This is a genomic window from Merdibacter massiliensis, from assembly GCF_900155395.1.
Classification (GTDB): domain Bacteria; phylum Bacillota_I; class Bacilli_A; order Erysipelotrichales; family Erysipelotrichaceae; genus Merdibacter; species Merdibacter massiliensis.
The window spans coordinates 1-25,662 of record NZ_LT699717.1 but is presented as its reverse complement, the minus strand read 5'-3'; the positions used below and the strand labels follow the sequence as shown (position 1 = coordinate 25,662).

The 25,662-nt window shown below is 39.3% G+C and carries 26 protein-coding genes; 22 read left to right on the top strand and 4 right to left on the bottom strand.

Annotation, left to right across the window (positions count from 1 at the left end):
- Nucleotides 1–168 precede the first annotated feature (168 nt).
- From BQ9859_RS02940 to BQ9859_RS02930, 3 genes are read left to right on the top strand one after another with little or no spacing between them, the layout of a single operon-like run.
- Entirely contained in the window at nt 169–1,158 is a 990-nt protein-coding gene (locus tag BQ9859_RS02940) for an ABC transporter substrate-binding protein (RefSeq protein ID WP_075876940.1), read from the top strand.
- A gap of 6 nt (nt 1,159–1,164) precedes the next feature.
- On the top strand, nt 1,165–2,028 hold the full coding sequence (locus BQ9859_RS02935; protein ID WP_075876788.1) for an ABC transporter permease: 864 nt from the start codon (nt 1,165–1,167) through the stop codon (nt 2,026–2,028).
- 1 nt (nt 2,029) lies between these two features.
- Nucleotides 2,030–2,785, top strand: a complete 756-nt coding sequence (locus BQ9859_RS02930; protein ID WP_075876787.1) for an ABC transporter ATP-binding protein — start codon at nt 2,030–2,032, stop codon at nt 2,783–2,785.
- A gap of 169 nt (nt 2,786–2,954) precedes the next feature.
- Here the strand turns inward: BQ9859_RS02930 and BQ9859_RS02925 are convergent, their stop codons facing one another.
- The gene (locus BQ9859_RS02925) at nt 2,955–4,211 is read right to left on the bottom strand and encodes an IS110 family RNA-guided transposase (protein ID WP_075876229.1); all 1,257 of its coding nucleotides are present in this window, start codon (nt 4,209–4,211) and stop codon (nt 2,955–2,957) included.
- A 250-nt stretch (nt 4,212–4,461) separates the two neighbouring features.
- On the opposite strand from BQ9859_RS02925, the gene BQ9859_RS02920 reads away from it, so the two are divergent.
- Entirely contained in the window at nt 4,462–5,433 is a 972-nt protein-coding gene (locus BQ9859_RS02920) for a PepSY domain-containing protein (RefSeq protein WP_083662615.1), read from the top strand.
- Nucleotides 5,434–5,621: 188 nt separating this feature from the next.
- Here the strand turns inward: BQ9859_RS02920 and BQ9859_RS02915 are convergent, their stop codons facing one another.
- Complete coding sequence (locus tag BQ9859_RS02915) at nt 5,622–6,413, bottom strand: Cof-type HAD-IIB family hydrolase (RefSeq protein ID WP_075876785.1); 792 nt, start codon at nt 6,411–6,413, stop codon at nt 5,622–5,624.
- Nucleotides 6,414–6,688: 275 nt separating this feature from the next.
- Between BQ9859_RS02915 and BQ9859_RS02910 the strand changes: the two genes are divergently transcribed.
- The 17 genes from BQ9859_RS02910 to BQ9859_RS02830 all read left to right on the top strand — a co-directional run bounded on the left by BQ9859_RS02910 (nt 6,689) and on the right by BQ9859_RS02830 (nt 22,704).
- Nucleotides 6,689–7,105, top strand: coding sequence for a PTS sugar transporter subunit IIA (locus BQ9859_RS02910; protein WP_075876784.1), 417 nt, complete (start codon nt 6,689–6,691; stop codon nt 7,103–7,105).
- Between the two features lie 18 nt (nt 7,106–7,123).
- Nucleotides 7,124–7,615, top strand: coding sequence for a PTS sugar transporter subunit IIB (locus tag BQ9859_RS02905; protein ID WP_075876783.1), 492 nt, complete (start codon nt 7,124–7,126; stop codon nt 7,613–7,615).
- Nucleotides 7,616–7,629: 14 nt separating this feature from the next.
- Complete coding sequence (locus BQ9859_RS02900) at nt 7,630–8,475, top strand: PTS mannose/fructose/sorbose/N-acetylgalactosamine transporter subunit IIC (RefSeq protein WP_075876782.1); 846 nt, start codon at nt 7,630–7,632, stop codon at nt 8,473–8,475.
- Between the two features lies 1 nt (nt 8,476).
- Nucleotides 8,477–9,307: a PTS system mannose/fructose/sorbose family transporter subunit IID gene (locus BQ9859_RS02895; protein ID WP_202613441.1), complete on the top strand. Its 831-nt coding sequence runs from the start codon at nt 8,477–8,479 to the stop codon at nt 9,305–9,307.
- 106 nt (nt 9,308–9,413) lie between these two features.
- The gene (locus BQ9859_RS02890) at nt 9,414–10,388 is read left to right on the top strand and encodes a sugar ABC transporter substrate-binding protein (RefSeq protein WP_161941277.1); all 975 of its coding nucleotides are present in this window, start codon (nt 9,414–9,416) and stop codon (nt 10,386–10,388) included.
- Complete coding sequence (locus tag BQ9859_RS02885) at nt 10,379–11,707, top strand: sensor histidine kinase (protein ID WP_083662614.1); 1,329 nt, start codon at nt 10,379–10,381, stop codon at nt 11,705–11,707. The genes BQ9859_RS02890 and BQ9859_RS02885 overlap by 10 nt, the downstream gene beginning before the upstream one ends.
- Complete coding sequence (locus tag BQ9859_RS02880) at nt 11,700–12,377, top strand: response regulator transcription factor (RefSeq protein WP_075876778.1); 678 nt, start codon at nt 11,700–11,702, stop codon at nt 12,375–12,377. The genes BQ9859_RS02885 and BQ9859_RS02880 overlap by 8 nt, the downstream gene beginning before the upstream one ends.
- Nucleotides 12,374–13,666, top strand: a complete 1,293-nt coding sequence (locus BQ9859_RS02875; RefSeq protein WP_075876777.1) for an ABC transporter substrate-binding protein — start codon at nt 12,374–12,376, stop codon at nt 13,664–13,666. The genes BQ9859_RS02880 and BQ9859_RS02875 overlap by 4 nt, the downstream gene beginning before the upstream one ends.
- Before the next feature lie 219 nt (nt 13,667–13,885).
- Nucleotides 13,886–15,022 (top strand): glucose-1-phosphate adenylyltransferase, encoded by a 1,137-nt coding sequence (locus BQ9859_RS02870; protein ID WP_075876776.1) that lies wholly within the window; start codon nt 13,886–13,888, stop codon nt 15,020–15,022.
- A gap of 2 nt (nt 15,023–15,024) precedes the next feature.
- On the top strand, nt 15,025–16,140 hold the full coding sequence (gene glgD, locus BQ9859_RS02865; RefSeq protein WP_075876775.1) for a glucose-1-phosphate adenylyltransferase subunit GlgD: 1,116 nt from the start codon (nt 15,025–15,027) through the stop codon (nt 16,138–16,140).
- A complete protein-coding gene (gene glgA / locus BQ9859_RS02860) occupies nt 16,140–17,582 on the top strand; it encodes a glycogen synthase GlgA (protein ID WP_075876774.1) in 1,443 nt (480 codons plus the stop codon). The genes glgD and glgA overlap by 1 nt, the downstream gene beginning before the upstream one ends.
- Before the next feature lie 70 nt (nt 17,583–17,652).
- Nucleotides 17,653–18,315: an alpha/beta fold hydrolase gene (locus BQ9859_RS02855; RefSeq protein WP_075876773.1), complete on the top strand. Its 663-nt coding sequence runs from the start codon at nt 17,653–17,655 to the stop codon at nt 18,313–18,315.
- A gap of 17 nt (nt 18,316–18,332) precedes the next feature.
- Nucleotides 18,333–18,800: a 2-thiouracil desulfurase family protein gene (locus BQ9859_RS02850; RefSeq protein ID WP_075876772.1), complete on the top strand. Its 468-nt coding sequence runs from the start codon at nt 18,333–18,335 to the stop codon at nt 18,798–18,800.
- A gap of 81 nt (nt 18,801–18,881) precedes the next feature.
- Nucleotides 18,882–19,148, top strand: coding sequence for a phosphocarrier protein HPr (locus BQ9859_RS02845; protein ID WP_075876771.1), 267 nt, complete (start codon nt 18,882–18,884; stop codon nt 19,146–19,148).
- A 150-nt stretch (nt 19,149–19,298) separates the two neighbouring features.
- Entirely contained in the window at nt 19,299–20,996 is a 1,698-nt protein-coding gene (locus tag BQ9859_RS02840) for a phospho-sugar mutase (RefSeq protein ID WP_075876770.1), read from the top strand.
- A 161-nt stretch (nt 20,997–21,157) separates the two neighbouring features.
- Entirely contained in the window at nt 21,158–22,039 is an 882-nt protein-coding gene (locus BQ9859_RS02835) for a ribokinase (protein WP_075876769.1), read from the top strand.
- Nucleotides 22,040–22,053: 14 nt separating this feature from the next.
- Entirely contained in the window at nt 22,054–22,704 is a 651-nt protein-coding gene (locus BQ9859_RS02830) for an HAD family hydrolase (protein ID WP_075876768.1), read from the top strand.
- A gap of 22 nt (nt 22,705–22,726) precedes the next feature.
- Here BQ9859_RS02830 and BQ9859_RS02825 read toward each other — a convergent pair whose 3' ends face one another.
- Nucleotides 22,727–23,902, bottom strand: coding sequence for an aminotransferase class I/II-fold pyridoxal phosphate-dependent enzyme (locus BQ9859_RS02825; protein WP_075876767.1), 1,176 nt, complete (start codon nt 23,900–23,902; stop codon nt 22,727–22,729).
- Nucleotides 23,899–24,393 carry an Lrp/AsnC family transcriptional regulator gene (locus BQ9859_RS02820; protein WP_075876766.1) on the bottom strand — a complete coding sequence of 165 codons (495 nt, stop codon included), beginning with the start codon at nt 24,391–24,393 and terminating at the stop codon, nt 23,899–23,901. The genes BQ9859_RS02825 and BQ9859_RS02820 overlap by 4 nt, the downstream gene beginning before the upstream one ends.
- Nucleotides 24,394–24,794: 401 nt before the next feature.
- Here BQ9859_RS02820 and BQ9859_RS02815 point away from each other — a divergent pair.
- Nucleotides 24,795–25,662 (top strand): hypothetical protein (locus BQ9859_RS02815; RefSeq protein WP_075876765.1); only part of this gene is annotated, 868 nt, incomplete at its 3' end.

Sequence of the window (25,662 nt, the reverse complement as noted above, 5' to 3'; positions counted from 1 at the left end):
TCAGGTGGTACCGCAGAGTCAATTGATCTGTCCTGAAGCAAATGCTTTTGGACAGATTTTTTTTATAAATGAAAGGGGTTGGTCGCATGGTAAATTCCATGCATGCTTGGCAGAAATGCTGTCTGCGAAAGTGTATTGATAAAGGAAAGAAAAAAAGGAGAAAAGAATATGAGACGAATGAACAAAATTATGATTGCAGCATTAGCAACGTTAGGCATGCTGTGTGGATGTACAGCGGCAAATGGAGATAAGGAAATCAAGAAGATAAGCGTGGTACAGATCGTATCCCATTCTTCTTTGAATACGATCCGCGATAGTTTTACGGATGAGTTGAAAGAATTAGGATATACAGATGGTGAAAATATAGAAATCGAATATTATGATGCCGGCAATGATACTTCAACACTAAACAGCATCTTATCTACTGTATCGGGTGATGGAACCGATGTTATTATGGCCATTGCGACACCAACAGCACAGGCTGCTGCAAAATATGCACAGGATATTCCAGTAGTCTTTGCAGCGGTGTCCGATCCTATCGGAGCCGGTTTGACCACGACACTGGAAAAGCCGGATAAAAATATCACCGGAACAATGGATGATGTACAGGTCGATCAGATTTTGGCAACAGCTTTAGAAGTTGACCCGGATCTGAAACGCTTAGGTGTCATTTATAATGCAAGTGAGGCAAATTCTGTAACGAACATCGAAAAAGCAAAGGCATTCTGTGAAGAACATGATATTGAAATGCAGGAAGTAACAGTGACAAGTACAAATGATGTACAGCAAGCAGTCACCACACTGTCCGCATCTTGCGATGCCATCTTTTCACCAAATGATAACACGGTCGCATCTGCCATGAGCGCTGGTGCACAAAGTGCAATTGAACATCAGATACCGTATTATGTCGGAGCAGATTCTATGGTCAATGACGGCGGCTTTTTAACAGTCGGCATCGATTATGAAGATTTAGGCAGAGAAACAGCACGCATGGTCGATCAAGTGTTAAAGGGAACTGCGACAGCGGATATTCCGGTAAAACAGTTTAAAACGGATCTGAGCATTTATGTAAATGAGTCCACTATGCAGGCATTAGGGATTACCTTGCCAGATTCGATTGCCGAAAATGAAAAATTAGTGATGATGAAAACGGAGTGATAGTTTATGAGTATATCGGTGATGATCGGCGCAGTTGAATTAGGGCTGATCTATGCAATAATGGGATTGGGCGTTTATTTATCCTTTCGCGTCCTGAACATACCAGATTTAACGATTGATGGTAGCTTTACTTGCGGTTGTGCAGCAGCTGCTGTTTGCAGTGTTGCCTTCCACCCTTATCTAGGTTTATTAGCAGCATTTTTGTGCGGTGCCTGCTGCGGCATCGTTACAGGGATCTTGATGACGAAACTGCACATTCAACCGATCCTTGCCGGTATCCTGACAATGACTGCACTGTATTCTGTCAATCTCCGTATCCAAGGAGGAAAACCTAATATTTCCTTGTTTGGTTTTGAAACGATTTTCACACAAGCACAATCCATATTTGGAAAAGATATAGGTGATTTAGTTGTTATCTGTTTTGCTTTGCTGATCTTAACCATTTTGGTTTATCTATTCCTAAATACCCAATTAGGGTTGAGCATGCGTGCTACGGGCAGCAATGAATCGATGGTGAAAGCTTCCAGTATCAATGCCGACCATATGAAACTCTTAGGCTTAGCGTTGGCAAATGGAATCATTGCTTTATCTGGGGCAATCTTGGTACAGTATCAATCTTTTGCGGATGTCAGCAGTTCTACAGGAAAGATGGTATTGGGATTAGCTTCTATCATTGTCGGAGAAGCGTTCTTTGGACATAAGACGATCGTCCGCGGTTTGTTCAGCGTCATTGCCGGTTCTTTGATCTATCGTTTTTTATTAACGTTTGCTTTGCAATTCGGTATGAGTGCCAGTGATCTGAATTTATTTAGTGCAGCATTAGTTGCCATCGCCATTTCACTGCCTTATTTAAAGAAACGGAGGAAATGATATGTTAGATCTAAAAGATGCCAGTATTACTTTTTATCCAAATACGGTCAATGAACGAAAAGCATTGGATCATGTCTCTCTGCACCTGGATGCCGGGGATTTCGTCTGTGTATTAGGCAGTAATGGAGCAGGGAAAAGCACACTGTTGAATGTGATCAGCGGATCTTTGATGATGGATGAAGGCTGTATCCTGTTAGATGGCATGGACCTCAGCAAGCAACCAGAGTATATGCGCAGCCGCTATATCGGCCGTTTATTTCAAGATCCAATGCGGGGAACTGCACCAGATATGAGTATCGTTGAAAATCTTGGCTTAGCGTACAGCAGAGGAAAAAGAAAAGGATTGTGCAAGGCTATACGAAAAAGCGATTATCAATATTTCCGCGAACAATTGATGCGCTTAGGGCTTGGCTTGGAAGATCGTATGCAGCAGCCTGTGGGATTGTTGTCTGGAGGTCAGCGTCAGGCGCTGGCTCTGTTGATGGCAACGATCGTTCCTCCCAAATTATTATTGTTAGATGAGCACACTGCTGCCTTAGATCCCAAAACGGCAGCGATCGTTATGGATCTGACAGAAAAAATTATTCAGGAGCATCATATCACTACGATCATGATCACCCATAATCTTCGTCAATCTTTCGAATATGGAAATCGTACGATCATCATGAACGAGGGACACATCGTTGCACAGCTTGATCAAAAAGAAAAACAGCAGACAAGTCCTGCACAATTATTAGAATTGTATGACTTGGTATAGGCGCCAGCTGGTGCCTTTTTATTTTTTTAAAATATTTTCCGCATTCATCTTATTTTCATCTTTGCCAATTACAATAAAAGTGTAAAAAGAAAACAGGAGGAAAAAGTGTGAATAAAAATGCGCAAAAAGGGCCGACTTAAAAACAGGAGGTAAAAGATATCGAAAAAATTTATAAGTTGACTGGAATAGAAGAAATATCAATGCCAGATTGTTTTAAAAAGTTCAATGCTTTTTCAACTGTAAGTGAAGGATTGGCGTTTGGTTTTGGATCCATAAAGGATTCATGGTCACATGGATTAAATTCTTCTCCTGTAAGGATCATGTGGTAGATGCTGACCAGCATCATGCGTGCGATCGCAATGATTGCTTTCTTATGACCTCGTCGTTTCTTGATATTGGAATACTTTCTTCCAAAATAAGATGTCTTATCTTTGATGGCCGATAAAGCACATTGGACAAGCAGAGGTTTGAGATACTGTCCAGCTTTTGAGATACGGACTGACTTTTTCTTGCCGGCACTCTCGTTGTTGGCAGGAGAAAGTCCGGCCCAACTGACAAGCTGTTTGTCGGATTCGAACTGAGACATATCAATTCCTATTTCAGAGATGATAAGAATAGCAGATAAAGCACTGATTCCTTTTATTTGTGTGATGTGCTGAAAAGATCTGCGAAAAGGATACGCACGCTTAATCAATTCCACTTCGCATGAATCAATGAGCTGATCTAAATATTCCATATGATCCAAAGATTTTTCCATCTTGAATCGTTGATCCGATTCAATGTGATAGCCATGAAGAGAGTCCAGTATCTTATCTTTGTTCTTACAGTTTTTGTGAACGAGCTTTAGGATCTTGTCATCATCGATCACATTGGATTTCATGACTTCTTTCATAATGTTGGAAGCCGTCTTGCCAAAAGGATCTGAAACAACAGAAGCCAGACCGACATTAGAAATGGTCATACAGTTTTGATAACGATTCCGTTCTGAAGAACGCATGCAGACCAGTTTGTATCTGTAACGTGCGATCTCACGCATCTCCCGAATTTCTTTGGGAGGGATAAACGAAAACTTGATCAGATCATGTTTGAAGAGATCACAGATCCATTTGGAATCTTTCTTATCTGTCTTCTTGCCTTTGATGGCTTTGACATACTTGGGGTGAGTTAAATGGACATTGGTCTCATCTTCAAGAATGTTAAAGATCGGGATCCAGTATTTACCGGTAGACTCCATACAGACATCAGAACAGTGATGAGATCGCAGCCAATCCTTTAAACGGTATAGGTCGGAGTTTAAAGTGGAGAAGGATCGTTGGAAGTATTCTGTAATGTTGGTCTTTCTATCGGTGATCCCAATAGTAGCGACAACCAGGTTTTTGTGAACATCCATGCCACAACAGTTGAAACGAACGATTTTCATTACCATAAAAAAACTCCTTTCATGCAAAAGGAGAGGTGGCATTGACTGTCATCAAAGCGAATCGACAACAGTTGATTGAACAATCATAAGTGTCCAGGCTCAAAGTCCTACTTATTTGTGCTTGAGATGATGACGGCAACTTATATATATACAGGATATTCAATTGAGTAGAATTCCTACTCACCTCCACGTGCTCTGTAGTGTACCACCTCTCTTATATGGTAACACGAAAAAATGAGACGTGTGAGATTTATTGATGAAATATTTGTGTCCGCGCGACCTTAGGCGCGGGGAAATGGAGGAATATATGAAAAAGAACTTATTGAAACTAACGGCAACAGCAGGTTTGATCACTGTATTGGCAGGATGCGGCGCATATGCAAACCCTTCATCACCGATGATGGCAAATGCTTCACAAACAACAAATAATACCAATGCCATTACGCAAGAAGAAGCAAAAGCAGCTGCTTTGCAGCATGCCGGCGTACAAGAAAGCGAAGTAAGCAATCTAATAATTAAAAATGATCTGGATGACGGGCGTTCTGTGATCGATGTAGAATTTAATGCAAATAATACACACTATGATTACGAGATCGATGAACAAAGCGGTACAGTTGTCAAACATGAAAAGGAAACAGTAAAAACAACACAAAGTACTTCTAAGCAAAATACAGCAAGCAGCTCTTCTTCCACGCAAAAGCAGACAACACAGAATAATACAGCTTCATCTTCATCTGCTCAAAAGCAGACAGCCAAACAGCAAACACAATCAGCTGCATCTACCATTACTAGACAACAAGCACAGACAATTGCATTGCAGGACGCAGGTGTTAGTGCTTCTAGTGCAAAATTTATCCAGGTAAAAGAAGATTATGAAAAAGGACAGGCAGTTTACGAAGTAGAATTTTATGCAAATCAGACAGAATATGATTATGAAATTGCAAAGAGCAATGGTGCTATTCTGGCAAAAGATTATGATATTGAAAACTGGGAACCTTCACAAAATACGAATAACAGTACAAGTGCTTCCATTTCTTTAGAAAAAGCAAAGTCGATTGCTTTAGCAAAAGTGAGCGGTGCTACCAGCTCCAATATTCAAATTGAACAAGATTATGATGATGGTATGGTCATCTATGAAGGAGAGATCCATTACCAGGGCATGGAATATGAATTTGAGATCAATGGCGCAAATGGTGCTATCATTGAATGGAGCGCAGAAAGAGCATAGCGTATAGTAAAATCATAGACAAAGCATAGGAGGCTATATAGTGGTTTATCCACTGTATAGCTTTTTTATAGTTGTATGATGATTTTGATGAAAAGACAGTGTTCCAAATAAAAAGCTATCTGTATCCTTCTGATACAATGGCTCTTATGTACAGGAATGCCCGTTTTGAAATCTGTTCTTTTGGTTTGTTATATGAGATGCAGGTGCGCCAGTCCTTTTTGGATGCCGTCTTCATCAATTGGCGCGGTTACATAATCTGCCATTTCTTTAATTGGTTCTATCGCATTGCCCATCGCGATGCGATATCCGCATGATTCCATCATTTCGATATCATTATAATTATCCCCGAAACATGCGCAATCTTCTTTATGTAAATGCAGAATCTCCAATAATTTTCGAATGCCGGTCCCTTTGTTTACGCCATTTGGAGCGATGTCAAATCCATTTTTTGAAAATTGACGGAAAGAGAGGGGACAATGTTTAGCAAATTCTTTGACGCGGTCCTCATCATCATGCAGACTGGCGCATTGCGGTAATTCTAGGAAATGCCGGTCTTGTTCCGGATGAAAGATGAAGGGTTCTCTGCCGATGTCTGAATTCATCTGTCCGATCAGCCAATCAATCTTTTCCGGATGCTGATAGATATACATATGTTTCGGAAATTTTAGCAACAAACCAGCTTCATGTTCTTGAGCATATTGAACAAGAGCACAACATTGTTCATAAGGAATGTCTTGATGATAGAGAATGTTCTGTTGTTGATCTACGATCACTCCGCCGCTATCAGCGATAATATAGTCGGCATGCAGATCATTGAGCGCTTTTCCCAAACCATAATGGGCACGTCCGGTAGCAATGGCAAAACGCGTCCCTTTTTTTTTCATCTGTTGGATCGCGTGAATGGTACTTGCAGGGATACAGTGTTTATTTAGATCATATAAGGTTCCATCTACATCAAAGATGACTAATTGAATGTGCATTGTGTCACTTCCTTTTCCCTAAGCATAACAAAAAAAAGATGTATTGAAAAGAGAAGGAAGCATTGCAAAATAAACTGTTCATGACAAATGTCATCGGCCGATAGGAGCAATATTCATGCTTTTTTTGAATTGATATGAGCAATTTTGGAAAAAGACATGACATTTGTCATGAAAGAGATGATGCGCGTCAAAAAAACTACTGACAAAATACAGTTTTTTGAAAGGAAACAATTCTCTATAATGAAACCGTATTCAGAAAGGGCGAGGGTGAAATCATGAGATACGTATGTTTAGTATCACACGGCGGTTTTGCAAGAGGTTTGTATGACACGTTGTCAATGTTTGTCGGCAATTGTGAAGAAGTTCGTTGTATCACATTGGAAAAAGGGGAAGCAGTTGATCAATTGAGTGTTCGTTGCAAAGAAATGTTGGAAACATTTCAGGAAGGAGACGAACTGATCGTATTAGCTGATTTGATCGGAGGTTCTCCATTAACGACTTTCTTAAATTGCATGGACAGCTTAGGAAAAAAACCTTTGATCGTATTCGGCGGCATGAACTTAGCAATGGCATTGAATGCGGTCATGATGAAAGAACAAGAGGTAGAAATGATCCGAGAAGCCTGCTTGCGTGAAGCAGGAGATGCAATCAAAGAATTCGCTTTAGTTAGTGATGAAGAAGAGGACATTTAATAAGAGGAGGGAATAGAGATGTCAGTTTCATTTATTCGAGTAGACGACCGTATGATCCATGGTCAAACATGTACAAGATGGGCATTGGAGTATCCTTGTGATGGAATCGTTGCAGTCAATGATGCAGCTGCAAATAATAGCGTATTGAAAGCTGCTTATAAGAGTGCAAGCGGAAAGAAGACATTTGTTTGGACGATGGAAGATTGGAAGAAAAAGTGTCAGAAAGTATTAGATTCCGATACCAGATACTTCTTGATCACAAAGAATCCAATTGATATGAAGAAGATTCTTGTAGATCAAAAATTTGAATGCGGTATCAAAAAAGTTATTATCGGACCTTGCAATGATCGTCCGGGATCAGTGAAATTAGGAAATAATCAATCGATCACACAAGAGGAAGCAGATGCATTGCAAGCAATCGCACAAGCAGGTTATGAAGTTGAATTCCGCTTGATCCCGGATGAAAGTATTGGTGACTGGGATAAATTTAAAGGACAATTTGGTTACTAGAAAGGGGAATGACAATGGAAATTAATGTATTTCAGGCAGCATTATTAGGCTTGTTTGCTTGTTTGGCAAGTATGCCAGGTATGGGTGGTTCTTCTGTTGGTAACTATACATTAGGGCGTCCGTTAGTTGGCGGCTTGGTTTGCGGATTGATCTTAGGAGATGTACGTACAGGTATTTTGGTAGGTGCTGCGATGCAGCTGCTTTATATCGCATTGGTCACACCTGGCGGAACTGTTTCTGCTGATGTGCGTGCAGTTAGTTATATTGGTATTCCGTTAGCTATGTTAGCATTGAAGAGTTATGGTATGGATGCTGCCAATGCAGACGGCATTGGTTTAGCTACTTCATTTGGTGCTATGGTCGGTACATTGGGTACTGTATTGTTCTATGGTACAGCAACGATGAACTTGATCTGGCAGCATATCGGATGGAAAGCTGTTGATGAAGGAAATTTCAAAAAATTATATTTAGTAGATATGGGACTTCCTTGGATCTCTCACGTCGTATGTTCGTTCCTGCCAACATTCATTATCTGTCTGGTTGGAGCAGATATGGTCAATTTGATCAAAGAAGTATTGCCGATGGATGGTATTCCGATGAAGACGATCTTTACCGTAGGTTCCTTGCTGCCTTGCGTCGGAATTGCAATCTTATTGAAACAGATCATTAATAAAGCGGCTGATTTCATTCCTTTCTTTGTCGGCTTTGCTTTAGCCGCAGCATTGGGCATCAATCTGGTCGTTACTACGATCATTGCGGCAATGTTTGCCTATATCAATTATCAAATTCAATTGGCTCAATTAGGCAAGACGACAGTCAATAGCACTGCAGATGAAGACGATGATGAGGAGGATATCTAAGATGAAAAAAGTATCAAAAAAGGCATTAAATAAATCCTTCTGGAATTGGTATTACGGACACTTGACTTGTTTTTCACAAGAGCATATGCAGACGTTTGGTTATTTGTGTGCAATGTTGCCGATCGTAGAAGATCTCTATGATACAAAAGAAGAACAAGCGGCTGCGCTGGAAACTTATAAAGCATTCTTCAATACAGAACCACAGTTAGGATCTGTCATCGTTGGTGTGACAGTTGGTCTGGAAGAAGCACGAGCAAATAATGAAGGTGTTGACGGCGACACGATCAATGGTTTGCGTGCAGGTTTGATGGGACCGATTGCTGGAATCGGCGACTCTCTGGTCGTTGGTGTATTGATTCCGTTATTGCTGGGTATTGCATTAGGTTTATCAACTGGCGGTTCACCGGTTGGTGCAATCTTCTACATCATTGCATGGAACTTGATCATTACGATCGGTATGCGTCTGTTATACTTTAAAGGATATGAACTTGGTGGAAAAGCTGTAGAATTTTTAACCGGTGAAAAATCAAAAGCACTTCGCGAAAGCATCATGATGTTAGGAAGCATGGTCATCGGTGCTGTTGCGGCTACATGGGTAACTGTTACAACAGTATTTGAAATGACAAATCCAGATACAGGGGAAGTTTTCCTGAATTTAAATGATCAGATCAATTCCGTTCTTCCAAAAGGTTTGACTGCAGTATTCGTGATTTTCTGCTGGTATCTGATTTCAAAGAAAAAGATGTCGCCGCTGAAAGTCATGCTGTTATTGGTTGTCATTGCTTTTGTAGGTGTGTTGATCGGTTTCTTCGATCCAAGATTGACTTATTAAAAAGAATGGTCTTTTATAACTGGCAGTATCTGCTCAGTTATGAAAGACTTTTTTTTATTTTGCAGAATGATGCTATAATAAACGTAGGAAAATGGAGCATAGGAAGATGAAAAAGCATAAACTAGAGATCAGTATTTTTTTATTAACACTTTGCTGTGCACTTTTGTGTACTGTTTTTCTTGTGAATTATACAAAGGCTTCATTGGTTTCGGATAAAAAAGATCCTTTGCTGTTCGGCGCAACCTATATGACGATGAACAATCCGTTTTATGAAGTGATGGATGAAGAATTGCGCAATCAAATTGAGGCTAACGGGGATAAGATGATCACGATGGATCCACAGTTATCATTAGCAAGACAAATTGAGCAGATTCATACGATGATGGAAAAGAAAATTGATGTATTGATCGTGAATCCTGTAGATTCCAGAGGTTTGGTCGATGTTTTGAAAGAAGCAAAACAGCAAGGAATCATTATCATTGCAATTGATACAAATGTCTATGATGGGGAGGATTTTATCGATTATACAGTATCTTCGGATAACTATCGTGCCGGGGTGTTGTGTGCACAGTACATGATGGAAAAAAAAGAATCGGCAAATATCATTCTGCTTAGTCATGAAGCAGCTAATTCGGCAGTGGAACGATTACAAGGTTTTAAAGATACAATTGCGCAAGATCCGCATTATCAAGTACTGATGGAATTGGATTGTGAAGGACAGCTGGAGAAAAGCATGCCTTTGATCGAGGATCTGTTTGATCAGGGAGTCCAGTTTGATGTCATCATGGCTTTGAATGATCCGGCAGCTTTAGGAGCAGTGGCAGCATTGCAGGAACAGCAAATTGGAAAAGACGAAGTCATGGTGCTTGGTGTAGATGGAGCACCGGAAGCAAAAGTATTGATCAAGGAAGGATATATGAGCGGAACAGTGGCGCAGTATCCAAAGAAAATGGCACAGAAAGCGATACAGGCAGCATATCAATTAAAAACGGGGGAACAAGATCTGCAAGAAGAAAAAATCGAAGTAAGCATGGTGGATCAAGAGAATATTGATGATTATCTATTGGAGGGATGGCAATGAACCTGCGCTTATTCACAGACAGTGCCTATCGTTTACGATTGACATATGCTTTGCTTTGTGCTGCCTGCTTTTTGCAGCTATTCTTCTTTGCCTGTTTGTTTAATTGCACGGTTTCTTTAGTAAAAGAACAATTTCAAGCAGCAGATTTTTTGCGACAGGTCGAGGTCATTCCTTTGCCTGCAAAGCAGATTCTCTGGTTGACGGTCATTTTATATCCGGTTTTATTAGTTGTCATGCAAATGCGCAACAAGGTCAGAGAAACACGTTGGCGTGAGTTTCTGTTTTTGTTTTTAGAAATCCTGCTGTGCTTATGGTTATTGCGATTGATCAGTTTTACGAGCAATGAGATTTTTCTGTTAGTGACAGCGAACATGCTGACATTGACAAGAGATAGAAAAACAAAAGGGATCGCGTTATTGATCTTGATCATTTTGTTTTTGAGTACAAATTATTATGTGATCAGCGATTATTATGTTACTACTTCATTTGAAAGCTATCTGTATCCCTATACTGCACAGGCAGCTAATTTTTTAAGAAGTGTTTCTGCTTTGCTTTCCACATTGGTATTGATCATTTTTTTGGTATATATCCTCTTTTTGATCCAAGACCAGATCTTGGAGAGCACACAGATGCAAAAGATGAACCGGGAACTAAAAGAACTGAATCAACAATTAGAAGAAATGGCAGATATGCGGGAAAAGATGGGGGAAACGAAAGAACGAAACCGTTTGGCCAGAGAGATTCATGATACGTTAGGTCATACACTGACGGGGCTGTCAACAGGGTTGGAAGCAGCAAAGGCATTGTTGCAGGCTGATCCGCATTTGGCACAGAAACAATTGGATCGGTTGAGCATTGTCGCTAAAGAGGGATTGAAAGATGTACGCCGTTCCGTGAATAAATTGCGGCCGGATGCATTGGAAAACCATTCTCTTTCCGAAGCTTTGAAAAAAATGATCGATCAGTTTGTCGAATCCACGGGAGTTCAGGTTATCTTTGTCTGTCATCTGAGATCATTGCACTTCCAGGTAGATGAAGAAGAAACCATTTATCGTATCGTACAGGAAAGCATGACGAATAGTGTTCGCCATGGAAAAGCAGATAAGATCTATATTTCTTTTGGAAAAGATGAAGATTCATTGATCATCATCATTGAAGATAATGGGATTGGCTGTTCCAATGTAGAAGAAGGTTTTGGCCTGCATCACATGAAAGAAAGGGTCGCATTATTAAAAGGCAATATACGCTTTTATGGCAAGCAGGGATTTGAGGTTTTGGTAGAATTGCCGCTGCGAAAGGAGATGACAAGCAATGATTAAGGTGATGATCGCTGACGATCAGGAATTGATGAGAGAGAGTTTACAGATTCTTCTCAGCACAAAGGATGATATTCAGATCTGCGGTTTGGCAAAGGATGGAGAAGAAGTTTTGCAGTTAGTTGCAAAGGAACAGCCGGATGTGATTTTGATGGATATTCGAATGCCGCAGATGAATGGTGTACAATGTACGAAGCAGATCAAGGAACATTATCCGCAGATTGCTGTCATCGTATTAACGACGTTTGATGATGATGAGTATATTTATGATGCATTGAAGTATGGGGCAAGCAGTTATTTGTTAAAGGGCGTTTCGTTAGAAGAACTGTATCAGGCTATTGTGACTGTTGCCGGCGGGGGTGGTGTGATTCAACCGCAGGTGGCAATAAAAGCGATGCGCATGTTTTCCGATATGGCGAAAAGCCAAGTGGAAAGCGATATTTCCATTGCTGATATCGAGCATCTTTCAATGACGGAATGGAAGATCATTGCCAGTGTGGCCAATGGCTTGTCAAACAAAGAGATTGCTGGCGAACTTTCTTTTACAGAAGGAACCGTACGCAATTATATCAGCGTGATACTGGATAAATTAGCTTTAAGAGACCGTACACAGTTGGCAATTTGGGCAGTTTCCAATCAACGTCTCGTATATAAGGGGTTGAATGAAAAATGAAACGTAGATGTATGCTGTCGGGTATTGTGTGTTTGTTAGTAATTGCCGGTTGTTCATTTTATCATGCAAAAACGATTTTACGTGTTGCTGTTTTTGCCGGAAGCAATTGGGATGTTCCCGAGGCAGACAGCTATCAGTTGTTAGATGAGGCTTTTGCATCCTTTGAGAAAAAGCATCCAAATGTAGATGTGCAATATGTGAGCGGAACCCCGCGTGATACGTATGAAGAAAGCATCTCGCAAATGATCTTGGATGATGATCTGCCGGATGTGCTGTTTGTGCCAAGTGAACTGTTTTCTACTTTATGCAATAATCAAGTCCTGCAGCCGCTGGATACTTTTGCGCAAACCGATGCATCATTCTCTATAGATGCGTATTATGATGCTTCTTTGCAGTCAGCAATGTTCAATGATACTCTGTATGCTTTGCCCTATCTTTCCGTACCGGAATTGATGTTTGTGAATAAGACTTTGCTGAATGAAGCGGGTTATGATGTCCCGGATGAATCATGGACATGGGATGATTTTTATCAGATCGTAAAAGGTGTGACAAAAGATACAAACGCAGACGGCCAGCTGGATCAATATGGCATATGCGGCTATCAATGGAAACAGGCTGCTTATACGAATAATGTGGAGTTTTATGATGAAAGGAAGAATACGGTATATCTATCATCGAAAGGCATGATCGAAACGGTGCAGTATTTACGTGAAATATACCGCGTATGTGATCAAAATGAAGTGACCTCGCAGATGTTTGATGAAGGTCTGGTTGCCTTTCAGCCAATGAATTATAGCGACTATCGTACATATATGCCATACCCATGGCGTGTAAAAAAATTTTCCGGTTTTGAATGGGAATGTCTGCCATTTCCATCTGGAGAGAATGGGGACAATGTATCAGCTATCGATACATTGATGGTTGCCATGTCATCACATAGCACCAAAAAAGATCTGGCTTGGGAATTGATGTGTGATTTAAGCTGTGATGAGGATTATCAAAAAAAGGCAGCTGTGCAATTGCCGGCAGTATCTGTTTTGCCTAAAGTGATGAAAGATCCCCAAGTGAATCAGGATCTGCAACAAGATATTCCCGGAACAAGTCAATTTGACATGAATGTATTGGATACCGTCATGCAGAAAGGACGCAGTGTCCGTACGACACAAGATTATGAGCAGATCATGCAAAATGCGGATTCCACCATCAATGATCTTTGTCATAATCAACAAGATATCGAAAATGAATTGATCCGTTTAGATCAAAATATCAATTCTATATTAAAAAAATAGCAGTAATAGATGAAACTTTTTTCTATTTTTGTCGAAAGTGTTTTCAAATCTGTGGAAACAAAATAAAATAAAAGTGAAGTTTAAGAATAAATAAAAAGGAAGTAAAATGAAATAAAATTTGCAAGCGCATACAAAATATGGTAAAAACACACTAAAATGCTGGAATTTTTGTTAGAATGTAGTATACTGAATGTGTAGAGAACCTAAAGGGGGTTTAATATGAAACAGAATAAGATGCTGGCAATGATCCTTGCCGGCGGCCGTGGGACACGTTTGCTGGACCTGACCAAGAAAAACGCCAAACCAGCAGTTTATTTTGGCGGTAAATATCGAATTATCGATTTTCCGCTGAGTAACTGCGCCAATTCGAACATCAATGTTGTCGGTGTATTGACTCAGTATGAGTCTGTCATTCTGAATTCTTATGCAGCTGCTGGACAGCGCTGGGGTCTAGATACACGAGATAGCGGTGTGTATGTGCTTCCGCCTCGTGAAAAGGATGGTACTGCTTTTGATGTTTATCGCGGTACGGCAGATGCCATATCACAAAATATCGACTTTATTGATACACATGATCCAGAATATGTTTTAGTTCTCTCTGGAGACCATATTTATAAGATGGATTATTCAAAGATGTTATCCCATCATATTGCATGCAATGCGGATGCAACGATTGCGGTCTTGCCGGTTCCGATGAAAGAAGCAAGCCGTTTTGGCATCATGAATACGGATGAGGAAGACCGCATCATTGAATTTGAAGAGAAACCGGAACATCCAAAGAGCAATCTTGCATCAATGGGTATTTATATCTTTAATTGGAAATTATTACGAAAGATGCTGATTGCAGATATGGATAATCCGGATTCCAATCACGATTTTGGAAAAGATATTATTCCAACGATGCTGAATGATGGAAAACGTTTATTTGCGTGGCAATTCAAAGGCTATTGGAAAGATGTAGGAACAATTGATTCATTATGGGAAGCAAATATGGATTTGCTTGATAAGCATAATGATCTTGATCTAAGCGATCCGTCTTGGAAAATCTATACAGAGGATATTCCAACGATGCCGCATTATGTCAGCGAAACGGGAACTGTCAAAAATGCGTATATCAATCAAGGATGTGTCATTGAAGGACATGTGGAGAGTTCTGTGTTGTTTACCAATGTACATATTGGAGAGGAAGCAGAAGTCAGCGAAGCCGTTTTAATGCCAAATGTGGAAGTTGGTGCTGGTGCAAAAGTTTATCGTGCAATTGTAGCAGATGGTGTGAAGATCGATCCGGGATGTGTGGTCGGCGATCCTAAGAGCGAAGAAATTGCATTGATTTCAAAAAGGGTAAGGGGTGAGTAGATATGTGTGATGCATTCGGAATCGTAAATTATGAGGGTGCGAATGTCCTCGTTAAGGGAATGCAGGACTATCGACCAGTAGCCGCTTTCTCCTTTTTGGGAAGATATCGAATGATTGATTTCTCTATTTCAAACTTAAGCAACAGTGGTGTTGACCGCATACAGGTATATGTGAAATCCAATCCGCGTTCATTAATCGAACATCTGGGAACTGGGCGTCACTACAACATCAATTCAAAACGTGGAAAGCTGCATATCTTAACAGCAGAAGATATGAGCAACAATAGTGTGTACAACAGCGATATTAGTGCGTATATGTTTAATATGCAGGCAATTGAAGATGCACCGGATCCGTATGTGATCATTACTGCAAGCAACATGATCTTCCGTGCTAATTATGAAGAGCTGTTGGATCAGCATATAAAGAGTGGAGCAGATATTTCTATTCTTTATAAAAATGTGGATAATGCAAAAGATGCCTTTATCGATTGTGATGTGCTGATGTTAAATCGTCAAAAAGGTGTATTGTCGATTGATCAGAATTTAGGTAATTATAAGAATCGTTCGATTTCTTGCGGTACGTATATCTTATCAAAAGAATTGTTTATCGCTTTGATCAAGAAAGCTGAGAATACAAGTTCCATGTATTGGTTCAAGGATATTATCAATGACGAATGCTCAGAATTAGACATACGCGGCATTTCATTGCGCGGCTTCTTTGCCTGTGTCAGCGATTTTAAGAGTTATTATGATGCCAATATGTCCTTGTTGAATATTGAAAAAGCAAAAGATATGTTTTCACCGGGCTGGCCGATCTATACACGTACCAATGATTCTGCACCTACACAATATTTTAATGAAGGCAGTGCTGTATCTTCTATGGTGTCCAATGGCTGCCATATCGAGGGAACAGTCAAAAATTCCATCATTGGCCGTGGTGTCATCATTAAAAAAGGTGCTGTGGTCGAAAATAGCGTCATCTTGCCAGGAGTCACTATCGGTGAAGATGTGATCGTAAAATATGCAGTTGTAGATAAAAAAGTAATTGCATCTCGTAAAAAGGAATTGATCGGAGAGGCAGATCGTCCAATATATATTAAGAGAGGAGATCGTATCTGATGGCAAGCATCCTGATGGTTGCTGGTGAGGGACTTCCTTTTATCAAAACAGGCGGATTAGCCGATGTCATCGGTTCTTTATCTCCTGAATTGGTAAAGAAAGGTCATGAAGTACGTGTAGTCATGCCTCTGTATCAAAAGATTGCACAGAAATATCACCAAGATTTTTATTTCGAAAAAGAATACTCTGTTTCCATCAATTATCATGAAGTTCCTGTTCGTTTATATTCAATCATTAAAAATAATGTGGTTTTCTATTTTATCGAGCATCAGGGTTATTTTGAAAGAGATTCTTTGTACGGTTATGATGATGATGGAGAGCGTTTTGCTTACTTTCAAAAGGCTGTATTGGAAATGCTCAATCAGCTGAATTATTGGCCGCAGATCATCCATTGCCATGATTGGCATACAGGGATGATTCCTTGCCTGTGCAAGGAAGCGCATGGCTATGATGAACGTTATCGCAACATTCGCCATGTATATACAATTCACAATCTGGCTTATCAAGGAAACTTTGGCGTTGAGATGCTGGATAGCTGTCTAGGATTAGGATATCATTTGTTTGATAATGGGAATGTTCGTTATGACGGCGGCATCAGCTTTATGAAATCCGGTATCCTTTATGCAGACAAGGTTACAACAGTTTCACCTAGTTATTCACAAGAGATTTTAACACCGCAATATGGGGAACATCTTGAAATGGTCCTGAATATGCGTAAATATGATTTGTGGGGCATCGTTAATGGAATCGATATCGAATCATGGAATCCGATGACGGATCCGGAGATTCCTTATCATTTCAATAAGGTCAATGTACAGATGCAGAAAAAAGAAAATAAGATGGCCTTGCAAAAGGAATTGGGGCTGCAGGTGGATCCGAATACCTTGTTGGTAGGTGTTGTTTCTCGCTTAACCTGGCAAAAAGGATTTTATCTATTGATGGAAAAATTAAATGAAATCTGTGCAGCACCTATTCAATTGGCAGTGTTGGGCAGCGGGGAACCGCTGATAGAAGAAAAAATGGCGCAGTTAGAAGCAGGCAATAAAGGGAAGATCGTGTTCTACCGCGGTTACAATGAATCATTAGCTCATCGTATTTATGCGGCAAGTGATTTGTTCCTGATGCCGTCCCTATTTGAACCATGCGGTATATCTCAGTTGATTTCGATGCGTTATGGCACATTGCCGTTGGTACGTGAAACGGGTGGCTTACGTGACACAGTACAGCCGTTCAATGAATATGATAAGAGCGGAAACGGCTTTAGTTTCACTAATTATAGTTCAGATGAACTTATCAACACGTTGTATTATGCAATTGATGTATACTACAATCGGAAGGATGATTGGACAACATTGATTCGTCATGCGATGAATACGGATGTCAGTTGGGAGAAGAGTGCTGGTACATACGGTCTATTGTATGATGAACTGTTGAAATATTAACCCCTTTGAAAAAGATGGCATTTGCCATCTTTTTCATGTTAAGATAGTAATTGGGAAGAAGGAATCAAAAATGGCATATCTTCATGTAAATGATATAGACCTCTATTATGAAGTGCATGGAAAGGGAAAACCGGTCGTATTCTTGCATGGAAATGGAGAAGACCATACCTCTTTTTCAGTTCTGTGGCAGGCATTGCAGGATCATTTTCAAGTGTATGTGTTTGATACTAGAGGGCATGGAAAAAGTTCGAAAGTAAATGAATACCATTATGCAGATATGGCAACGGACTTTGCGCTTGCGTTTGAACAATTGTTTACACAGCCTGTCGACATTCTCGGCTTCAGCGACGGTGGAATCATCGCTTTATTCTTAGCTATCTGGTTCCCAAAACGGATTCATAAAATGATCTTATGCGGTGCTAATTATCACCCTTACGGCATCAAAGAAGAGGGCCGGATCGCCATGCAGGAGGAGTATTATAGAAATGGAAATCCTTTGATGACGCTCATGTTGCAAGAACCATGGCTGACGCAGGAGGATCTGCAAAAGATATCTGCACCAGCATGGGTCATAGCCGGTGAACATGATATTATCGAAGATGCACATACCAGAGAATTAGCTGATTTTTTACCGAACAGTCATTTGTTGATCTTGGAAAATGAGGATCATACAAGTTATGTAGTCGGCAATGATCTGCTTGCAGAGCTGTGCATGGAATTTTTTGTTGATTGATCATAAATGGTGAAAAAATGAAAATAGTGGTAAGCAGTTGTTTATTAGGCAACAAATGCAAATATAATGGGCAAGATAATTATCAGCCGGAGCTTGCGGCACTTTTAAAAGGACATAAGGTCATATCGGTGTGTCCCGAAGTATTAGGCGGTTTGCCAATTCCAAGAAAGCCTTGTGAAATCGTTGATGGAATCGTGATGGATCAAGATCATATCAGTAAAGACAAAGAATATCGAATAGGGGCAGAAAAAGCATTCCAAATCGCAATGGATCATAAAGCACAGCTAGCCATTTTGCAATCACGCAGTCCTAGCTGCGGTGTTCATCATATTTATGATGGGACCTTTACCAAAAAGCTGATCGCAGGTAATGGAATATTTGCCGAAATGTTAAAGGAAGCCAATATTCCTTGTTATGATATGGAAGATATGGAGCAAATTGAGCGCATTTTGAAAAAAATGGAAAACGATAGCAAAAAACAATAAATTGAATAAAAAGGCATTGTAAGTGTTATCAAAAAGGAGTAAAATAAGGTATAGGTAAAGAACCATAGGAGGAGTTAGAAAATGAAACAAATTACTGTATCTGTAGTCGATCCAGTTGGATTACACGCACGTCCTGCTACTGTAGCAGTGAACGCTGCAAGCAAATTTAAATGTGAGGTTAATGTTTCTTTCAAAGGACGTGAAGTAAACATGAAATCAATCATGGGTGTAATGTCTTTAGGAATCCCTACACAGTCTGAAATCACTATTTCTTGCAATGGTGAAGACGAAGATGCTGCAATCGCTGCTATTGAAGAAGTATTGCGTGCACAGAAGATCATCGTTTAAGATGAAGGAGAGGCTATTATCTGGTGATAGTAGCTTTTTTTATATAGTAAATAATATGAAAGCGTTCACTTTTTCTAGCTTTCGTGATATTTCGAGTATTCTTTATGCTATAATAAAAACAGAAGCTATAATAAAGAGAGGAAGATTGACATGGTGAATGAAGCTTATGAAAGGTGGCTTAACCACCCGAATCTAGATCCTTCTTATAAGGAGATTCTAGAAAATATGACAGATAAAGAAAAAAATGATGCATTCTACACAACCATTGAGTTTGGTACGGCAGGAATGCGAGGATTATTGGGCCCAGGTACGAACCGTATCAATTTACATACGATTCGAAAAGCAAACGAAGGATTCGCATCTTATATTGAGGCAAATGGCGAAGAAGCAAAACAAAGAGGGGTAGCGATTGGCTATGATAACCGTCATATGTCTCCTGAATTTGCTATGGACTCTGCTCGTGTTTTGGCAAAACATGGTATTCGTTCTTACGTTTTCGAATCTTTGCGACCAACTCCGGAATTGTCTTTTGCAGTTCGTTATTTTCATTGTTTTGGCGGTATCATGGTTACCGCATCTCATAATCCAAAAGAATATAATGGATATAAATTATATGATGAAAAAGGTTGCCAGTTAGTACCGTCATTGGCACAGCAGGTCATTGATCGTGTCAATGCGGTTGAAGATGAATTGGCTATTACTGCAGATGTTACAAAAGAAGAAGAGAAACTCATTACGATCATTGGCAAGGAAGTTGATGAAGAATACTATAAGAATGTGCTAAGTATTCAACTGAATCCAGATGTGAATAAAGATGATATCAAGATCATCTTTACTCCAGAACATGGAACAGCGAATATTCCTGTGAAAGAGATTTATACGCGTGCAGGCTATCATTTCGTTGCTGTAGAAGAACAATGTACACCTGATCCTGATTTCTCAAATACGCCTACACCGAATCCAGAAGAACCAGGATCTTATGAATTAGCATTAGCATATGCAAAGAAGGAAGATGCAGATATCATCCTTGTTTGTGATCCGGATGCAGACCGTATGGGCGTTGGAGTGAAACATAACGGTGAATACAAGTTATTAACAGGTAATCAAAGTGGTTCTGTATTGATCGAATATATTTTATCGCAGCTTACAGAAAAGGGTCAGATGCCAGACAATCCTGTTATGTTCAATACGGTGGTAACTAGTGATCTAGGTGAGAAAATTGCTAATAAATATGGTGTAGAATGCGAAAAAACATTAACAGGATTTAAATTTATAGGCGAAAAAGTTGCGAAATATGAAGTGAGCGGTGAAAAGAACTACGTATTCGGTTATGAAGAAAGCTATGGTTCTTTGATCAAACCGTTTGTTCGTGATAAAGATGCGCCGCAAGCATGTTTGATGTTAGCCGAAGCTGCTTGTTATTACAAAGCAAAAGGAAAAACATTAGTTGACGTCTTGTATGGTTTATATGATGAACTAGGCTATTATGAAGAAAGTCAAACATCCTTAAAACTTGATGGGCAAGAAGGCGCTATGCGTATCAAAGAAATCTTGAGCAATCTAAGAAACAGCGAAGTGAAAGAAATTGCCGGTGAAAATGTCATTCGTTTTGAGGATTATAAAGAATGTATTATCAAAGAAAATGGGATTGCAAGCACATTGACAGGCTTTACAAAATCGGATGTATTAAAATATTATCTGGAAGATGGAAGCTGGATCGCCATTCGTCCAAGCGGTACAGAACCAAAATGTAAATTCTATTATTGTGTAAAAGGTTCCTCTTTGGAGAATGCACATGAAAAAACTTTAGCATATCAAAAAGCAATGGCAGATATGGTAAATGCTTAAGATGTATTTCAAGTACAAATATTACTAAGAAAGGTTGATTCTTGTATACTATATGATATAAGAGATAACTGTCAAAAGCATTTCTATAGTTGATCTATTAGAAATGCTTTTTCTATTGTAAAATAAAGAAAAGAGTTGGATACTGAAGTAGGAGAAGATTTATGAAAATATTAAACTTTGGTTCTTTAAATTTGGATCATGTGTATCAGATGCCGCATTTTGTAAGTGCAAAAGAAACAATTACTGCATTAGATTATCATACTCAAGTCGGAGGGAAAGGATTAAATCAATCAATTGCTTTGGCAAATGCAGGATTGCATGTTTATCATGCTGGAAAAATAGGGAAAGACGGTCATCAGCTAAAGATGTTTCTGCAAGATCATGGTGTTAACACCTCGTTTGTATTTGAATCAGAAAAAGCGAGTGGACATGCTATTATTCAAGTAGTTAACGGCCAAAATTGTATCATCGTATATGGCGGTGCAAATCGTGATATAGAAGAAAAGATGATCGATCAGGTTTTTGATTCATTTGATGAAGGGGATCTTTTACTATTGCAAAATGAAATTAATTTATTGGATATTCTGTTAAAGCGTGCACATCAAAAAAAGATGCGCATTATTTTAAATCCATCGCCGATTGATGAAACATTATTATCCGCGCCAATTGAATTGTGTGATCGACTGATCTTAAACGAAGTTGAAGGAATGGCGTTAGCTTCCTGTGAAAGCAAGAATTATGAGGATATCATACACGCATTGGCCAATCAATTCCCACATGTTGAAATTGTATTGACCTGCGGGGAAAAAGGAGCATGGGCATATCAAGAGGGAAATTATTTTTATCAAGAGGCATACCCGGTGACTGTTGTCGACACGACTTGTGCGGGTGATACATTTACTGGATTTTATATAAGTGCGTGCATACAGGGACATGCAATACAGAGAGCTTTACAGATTGCATGCAAGGCAGCTTCTTTCAGTGTACAAAAAAATGGCGCTGCAGACAGTATTCCTTTATGGGATGCAGTGATGAGAAAATAAAGGAGAAATAGAATATGAAGTCGGTAATCTTTGATATGGATGGCGTATTAATTGATTCTGAAGCAATGTATCAATATCTGCTTATTGATTTTTTTCATCAGCATGGTCAGAAGATTACTCTTCAACAATGTAATATCTTTGTTGGGTGCAGTGATGCTTTTTTCTATCAAAAGTTAGGAGAACTCTGGAATCCAACAAAAAGTGAAAAGGAAATGCGAGATTTGTATCATGCATATTTTGGTGAAGAACAATTAGATTATGGTACATTATTGAATCCCCATGTAAAGTATATTTTACCGCAAATGAAACAGAAAGGAATTCAATTGGCGATTGCTTCCAGTTCAAGCAAAAAAGATATATTAAACATGGCAGAAAGCAATGAAATCCTAATTTATTTTGATCAAATTGTCAGTGGTCATGAAGTTCCTTTTAGTAAACCGGATCCTGCAATTTATTTGGAAGTGGTCCATCGTCTAGGTGCAGAAAAAAAAGAATGTGTTGTGATCGAGGATTCATCCATTGGAATTCAAGCTGCAAAGCAGGCAGGTCTTTATGTCATTGCAAAAAGGGAAGTTCGTTTTCATATGGATCAAAGTCAAGCTGATTTCATTGCCGATGATTTATTGCAGGCATGGCTGCACATACAAGAAAGATTTCGATACTAAAAAAACTGGAGTTTCTCCAGTTTTATTTTTGCAAATCAAATTTTTGCAAGAAGTGTTCCATTCGATGTAATGCTTCTCTGATATGATCAATGCTATAGGCATAGGATACCCTTATGAATCCCTCGCCGGCATCTCCAAATGCCGTACCTGGAACACACGCTACTTTTTCTTCTTTGACTAGTAGTTCACAGAATGCATCACTGCTTAAGCCGGTTGCACGAATATCAGGGAATACATAGAAGGCACCATGCGGCATATGACACTGCAAACCGATTCGGTTAAATCCGCTGACAATAAAATTACGACGTGATCGATAGGCGGCAACCATTTCATCGACATGGCAAAGACCGTTTTTTAAACCTTCGATGGCGCCATATTGTGCAGCAGTCGGTGCAGACATGATAACATACTGATGAATTTTGTTCATGGCTTGAATCAAGGTCTTGTTTGCCAAAATATAACCTAATCGCCAGCCTGTCATTGCAAAAGCTTTTGAGAAACCATTGATAACGATGACCTGGTCTTTGATCTCATCAAATTGTGCTAGCGAAGCAAAGGTTCCATCATATGTCAGTTCTGCATAAATTTCATCGCTGAGAACAATCAGATGATGTTTTTTGATGATCGGAACTAACTTTTCATAATCTGCATGACTCATGACACCACCGGTCGGATTGCTTGGAAAATTGATCAATAAAACTTTTGTCTTATCACTGATCGCGTTTTCTAAAGCTTCCGGAGTAAGCTTAAAGTCATCTTCGTGACGTAATTCTACTGGAACGCTGATACCACCGGACAACGCTACACCTGGAGTATAAGCAACATAAGAAGGGTTCATAACAATGACCTCATCTCCAGGGTTGATCAGCGAACGAAGAGCGATGTCGATTGCTTCGCTGCCGCCAACAGTTACGATTACCTCATCATGAGGATCATATTCCATATGAAAGCGATTTTTGTGATAGTTACAAATTTCCTGCCGCAATTCTAAGAGTCCTTGATTAGCGGTATAATGCGTTTTCTCATTCTCGATAGAATAAATCGCTGCATCGCAAATATGCCAAGGAGTTGCAAAATCGGGCTCTCCTACACCAAGCGAGATAACGCCTTCCACCTCACTGGCCAGATCGAAAAAACGACGGATCCCACTTGGCTGAATTGATTTTACTCGGTTAGATAGAATATCTTCATAATTCATGGAGTTACAACCAATCTTTCTCCAGTTTCTTTACGATCATCATCTAAAATGATCCCGCTCTGTTTGTATTTCTTTAATACAAACAGAGTAACAGTTGATTTTACGGATTCAATACAAGCTATTTTATCAGCGACAAAACTTGCAATTTCATACATGCTTTTCCCATATACCATGCACATAAATTCACTTTTCCCGCTTAACAAATACATTGTATCTACTTCTGGATAGCGTGCAATCGTGCGTGCGATTCTATCATATCCATAATCACGTTGCGGGGTTACACCAACCTCAATGATTGCCATCACTTTTTGGTCACGGTAAGCCTTATCCCAATTAATTACGGTATGATAACCGCAAATGATCTTACGTTTCTCCAGGCTGTCCATTCGTTGTGCAATCTGTTCTTCCTCTTCCAAAAGAATATCGGATAAATCTGAAACGGATAGTCTGGCATTGCTTTCCAAAAGATTCAATAATTCAATATCTTTCATGATGCCTTCCTCCAATAACTGATAATACCGTAGTATATTATTTATATTTTACATTCAAAAAAAGATGATGTAAACCTATATTCATGAAACCTTCACTTTTTTACCATAATAAAACCATATTTTTTTAATACTATAATAGCGAAGTCGATGAGACTTCAAGCAATAGCTTTTTCATTCTTTTCCCATCCCTGAAAGGCAGCCGATAGAGGTTGCCTTTCATTATATTTAAAGCCTATTGTCAATATAACAAAAATTGTTACGATTCTATATAAAGAAGTCGGTTTCAGTTGAAAAAAGAACAATACAGGACTATAATATTTATATAGTGGAATGAAAACGCTTACTATATTGCTGTGCACATCTATAGTGCATTCAAAGGGGAAATAAGGAGGAACGACAGTATGGCGATTTATGACATCTTAACAGCTCATAAGGACCAAAGAGATGGAGGCGAAGTGTGTTCATTTAATGGTTATTTAGAGGATTACTTGGGGATGATCGAAGAGGATGAAACAAAAGAATTAGAGACGAAAGTATTGCGTTATCTATATGATCTGGATGAGAATTTGCGGATTTGCACAGATTTGCATTTAGACATCAATCGTGGGGCGATAGCTAATCAAATTATTAGATATAAAGATGCTTTTAAGATGCCTGAAGGAGAAATTTGTATTCCTTATATTGTTTATGGAAAAGATGATGATAGTCAACGGGCAAGTATCCTTTTATTCGGGGATAAAAATGATTATATATTTGCAAAAGCTTATTATTATGTAATCAGTGAACCTGATAATATGTATGAAGGAACAAGAAATGAGATCATCTCTATGGTCTATCACGAAGATCTGGAGAATATCTTTAAAGAAACGATGGAACGGTTTTTCGAAAAGAAAGAAAAAGCAGGTATGGTTCAACGTTATGTAGACCGTCATTTATTTAAAAATTATGATGAGATGATCGAATTAGCGAAAGAAGAAGGAAATCAATTACAGCAAAAAGCAAGAGAAGAGCTGCCTGCATTAGGAGATAATGCTCAGGAAGCAATCTATCAATATATCATGAAGTGGTTTTTATTGAAAAAATTCTGTTATGTACAATTTATGATGGATAAACGTAAATTGCAGGATGAATTTGAAGGCAATGTAAAGAAACAGCGTCATGGTGCGAAAGACCATAGCGATGCAATCGGTTTTATCTCGTATCGGGAGATGTGGATGATTGCAAAAGGCATCAGCGAGAATACCAACACTGTAAAGGCTGCTGATGAAT

Excerpts from the sequence above, each read along its gene's own strand:
- BQ9859_RS02885 (WP_083662614.1), top strand. The coding sequence starts at position 10,379 with ATGGCAATGAACCTGCGCTTATTCACAGACAGTGCCTATCGTTTACGA.
- BQ9859_RS02840 (WP_075876770.1), top strand. The coding sequence starts at position 19,299 with ATGGTGAATGAAGCTTATGAAAGGTGGCTTAACCACCCGAATCTAGAT.
- glgA (WP_075876774.1), top strand. The coding sequence starts at position 16,140 with ATGGCAAGCATCCTGATGGTTGCTGGTGAGGGACTTCCTTTTATCAAA.
- BQ9859_RS02920 (WP_083662615.1), top strand. The coding sequence starts at position 4,462 with ATGAAATATTTGTGTCCGCGCGACCTTAGGCGCGGGGAAATGGAGGAA.
- BQ9859_RS02880 (WP_075876778.1), top strand. The coding sequence starts at position 11,700 with ATGATTAAGGTGATGATCGCTGACGATCAGGAATTGATGAGAGAGAGT.
- BQ9859_RS02875 (WP_075876777.1), top strand. The coding sequence starts at position 12,374 with ATGAAACGTAGATGTATGCTGTCGGGTATTGTGTGTTTGTTAGTAATT.
- BQ9859_RS02940 (WP_075876940.1), top strand. The coding sequence starts at position 169 with ATGAGACGAATGAACAAAATTATGATTGCAGCATTAGCAACGTTAGGC.
- BQ9859_RS02935 (WP_075876788.1), top strand. The coding sequence starts at position 1,165 with ATGAGTATATCGGTGATGATCGGCGCAGTTGAATTAGGGCTGATCTAT.
- BQ9859_RS02825 (WP_075876767.1), bottom strand. The coding sequence starts at position 23,902 with ATGAATTATGAAGATATTCTATCTAACCGAGTAAAATCAATTCAGCCA.
- BQ9859_RS02830 (WP_075876768.1), top strand. The coding sequence starts at position 22,054 with ATGAAGTCGGTAATCTTTGATATGGATGGCGTATTAATTGATTCTGAA.
- BQ9859_RS02890 (WP_161941277.1), top strand. The coding sequence starts at position 9,414 with ATGAAAAAGCATAAACTAGAGATCAGTATTTTTTTATTAACACTTTGC.
- BQ9859_RS02855 (WP_075876773.1), top strand. The coding sequence starts at position 17,653 with ATGGCATATCTTCATGTAAATGATATAGACCTCTATTATGAAGTGCAT.
- glgD (WP_075876775.1), top strand. The coding sequence starts at position 15,025 with ATGTGTGATGCATTCGGAATCGTAAATTATGAGGGTGCGAATGTCCTC.
- BQ9859_RS02850 (WP_075876772.1), top strand. The coding sequence starts at position 18,333 with ATGAAAATAGTGGTAAGCAGTTGTTTATTAGGCAACAAATGCAAATAT.
- BQ9859_RS02900 (WP_075876782.1), top strand. The coding sequence starts at position 7,630 with ATGGAAATTAATGTATTTCAGGCAGCATTATTAGGCTTGTTTGCTTGT.
- BQ9859_RS02905 (WP_075876783.1), top strand. The coding sequence starts at position 7,124 with ATGTCAGTTTCATTTATTCGAGTAGACGACCGTATGATCCATGGTCAA.
- BQ9859_RS02820 (WP_075876766.1), bottom strand. The coding sequence starts at position 24,393 with ATGAAAGATATTGAATTATTGAATCTTTTGGAAAGCAATGCCAGACTA.
- BQ9859_RS02895 (WP_202613441.1), top strand. The coding sequence starts at position 8,477 with ATGAAAAAAGTATCAAAAAAGGCATTAAATAAATCCTTCTGGAATTGG.
- BQ9859_RS02835 (WP_075876769.1), top strand. The coding sequence starts at position 21,158 with ATGAAAATATTAAACTTTGGTTCTTTAAATTTGGATCATGTGTATCAG.
- BQ9859_RS02870 (WP_075876776.1), top strand. The coding sequence starts at position 13,886 with ATGAAACAGAATAAGATGCTGGCAATGATCCTTGCCGGCGGCCGTGGG.
- BQ9859_RS02910 (WP_075876784.1), top strand. The coding sequence starts at position 6,689 with ATGAGATACGTATGTTTAGTATCACACGGCGGTTTTGCAAGAGGTTTG.
- BQ9859_RS02845 (WP_075876771.1), top strand. The coding sequence starts at position 18,882 with ATGAAACAAATTACTGTATCTGTAGTCGATCCAGTTGGATTACACGCA.
- BQ9859_RS02915 (WP_075876785.1), bottom strand. The coding sequence starts at position 6,413 with ATGCACATTCAATTAGTCATCTTTGATGTAGATGGAACCTTATATGAT.
- BQ9859_RS02930 (WP_075876787.1), top strand. The coding sequence starts at position 2,030 with ATGTTAGATCTAAAAGATGCCAGTATTACTTTTTATCCAAATACGGTC.
- BQ9859_RS02925 (WP_075876229.1), bottom strand. The coding sequence starts at position 4,211 with ATGGTAATGAAAATCGTTCGTTTCAACTGTTGTGGCATGGATGTTCAC.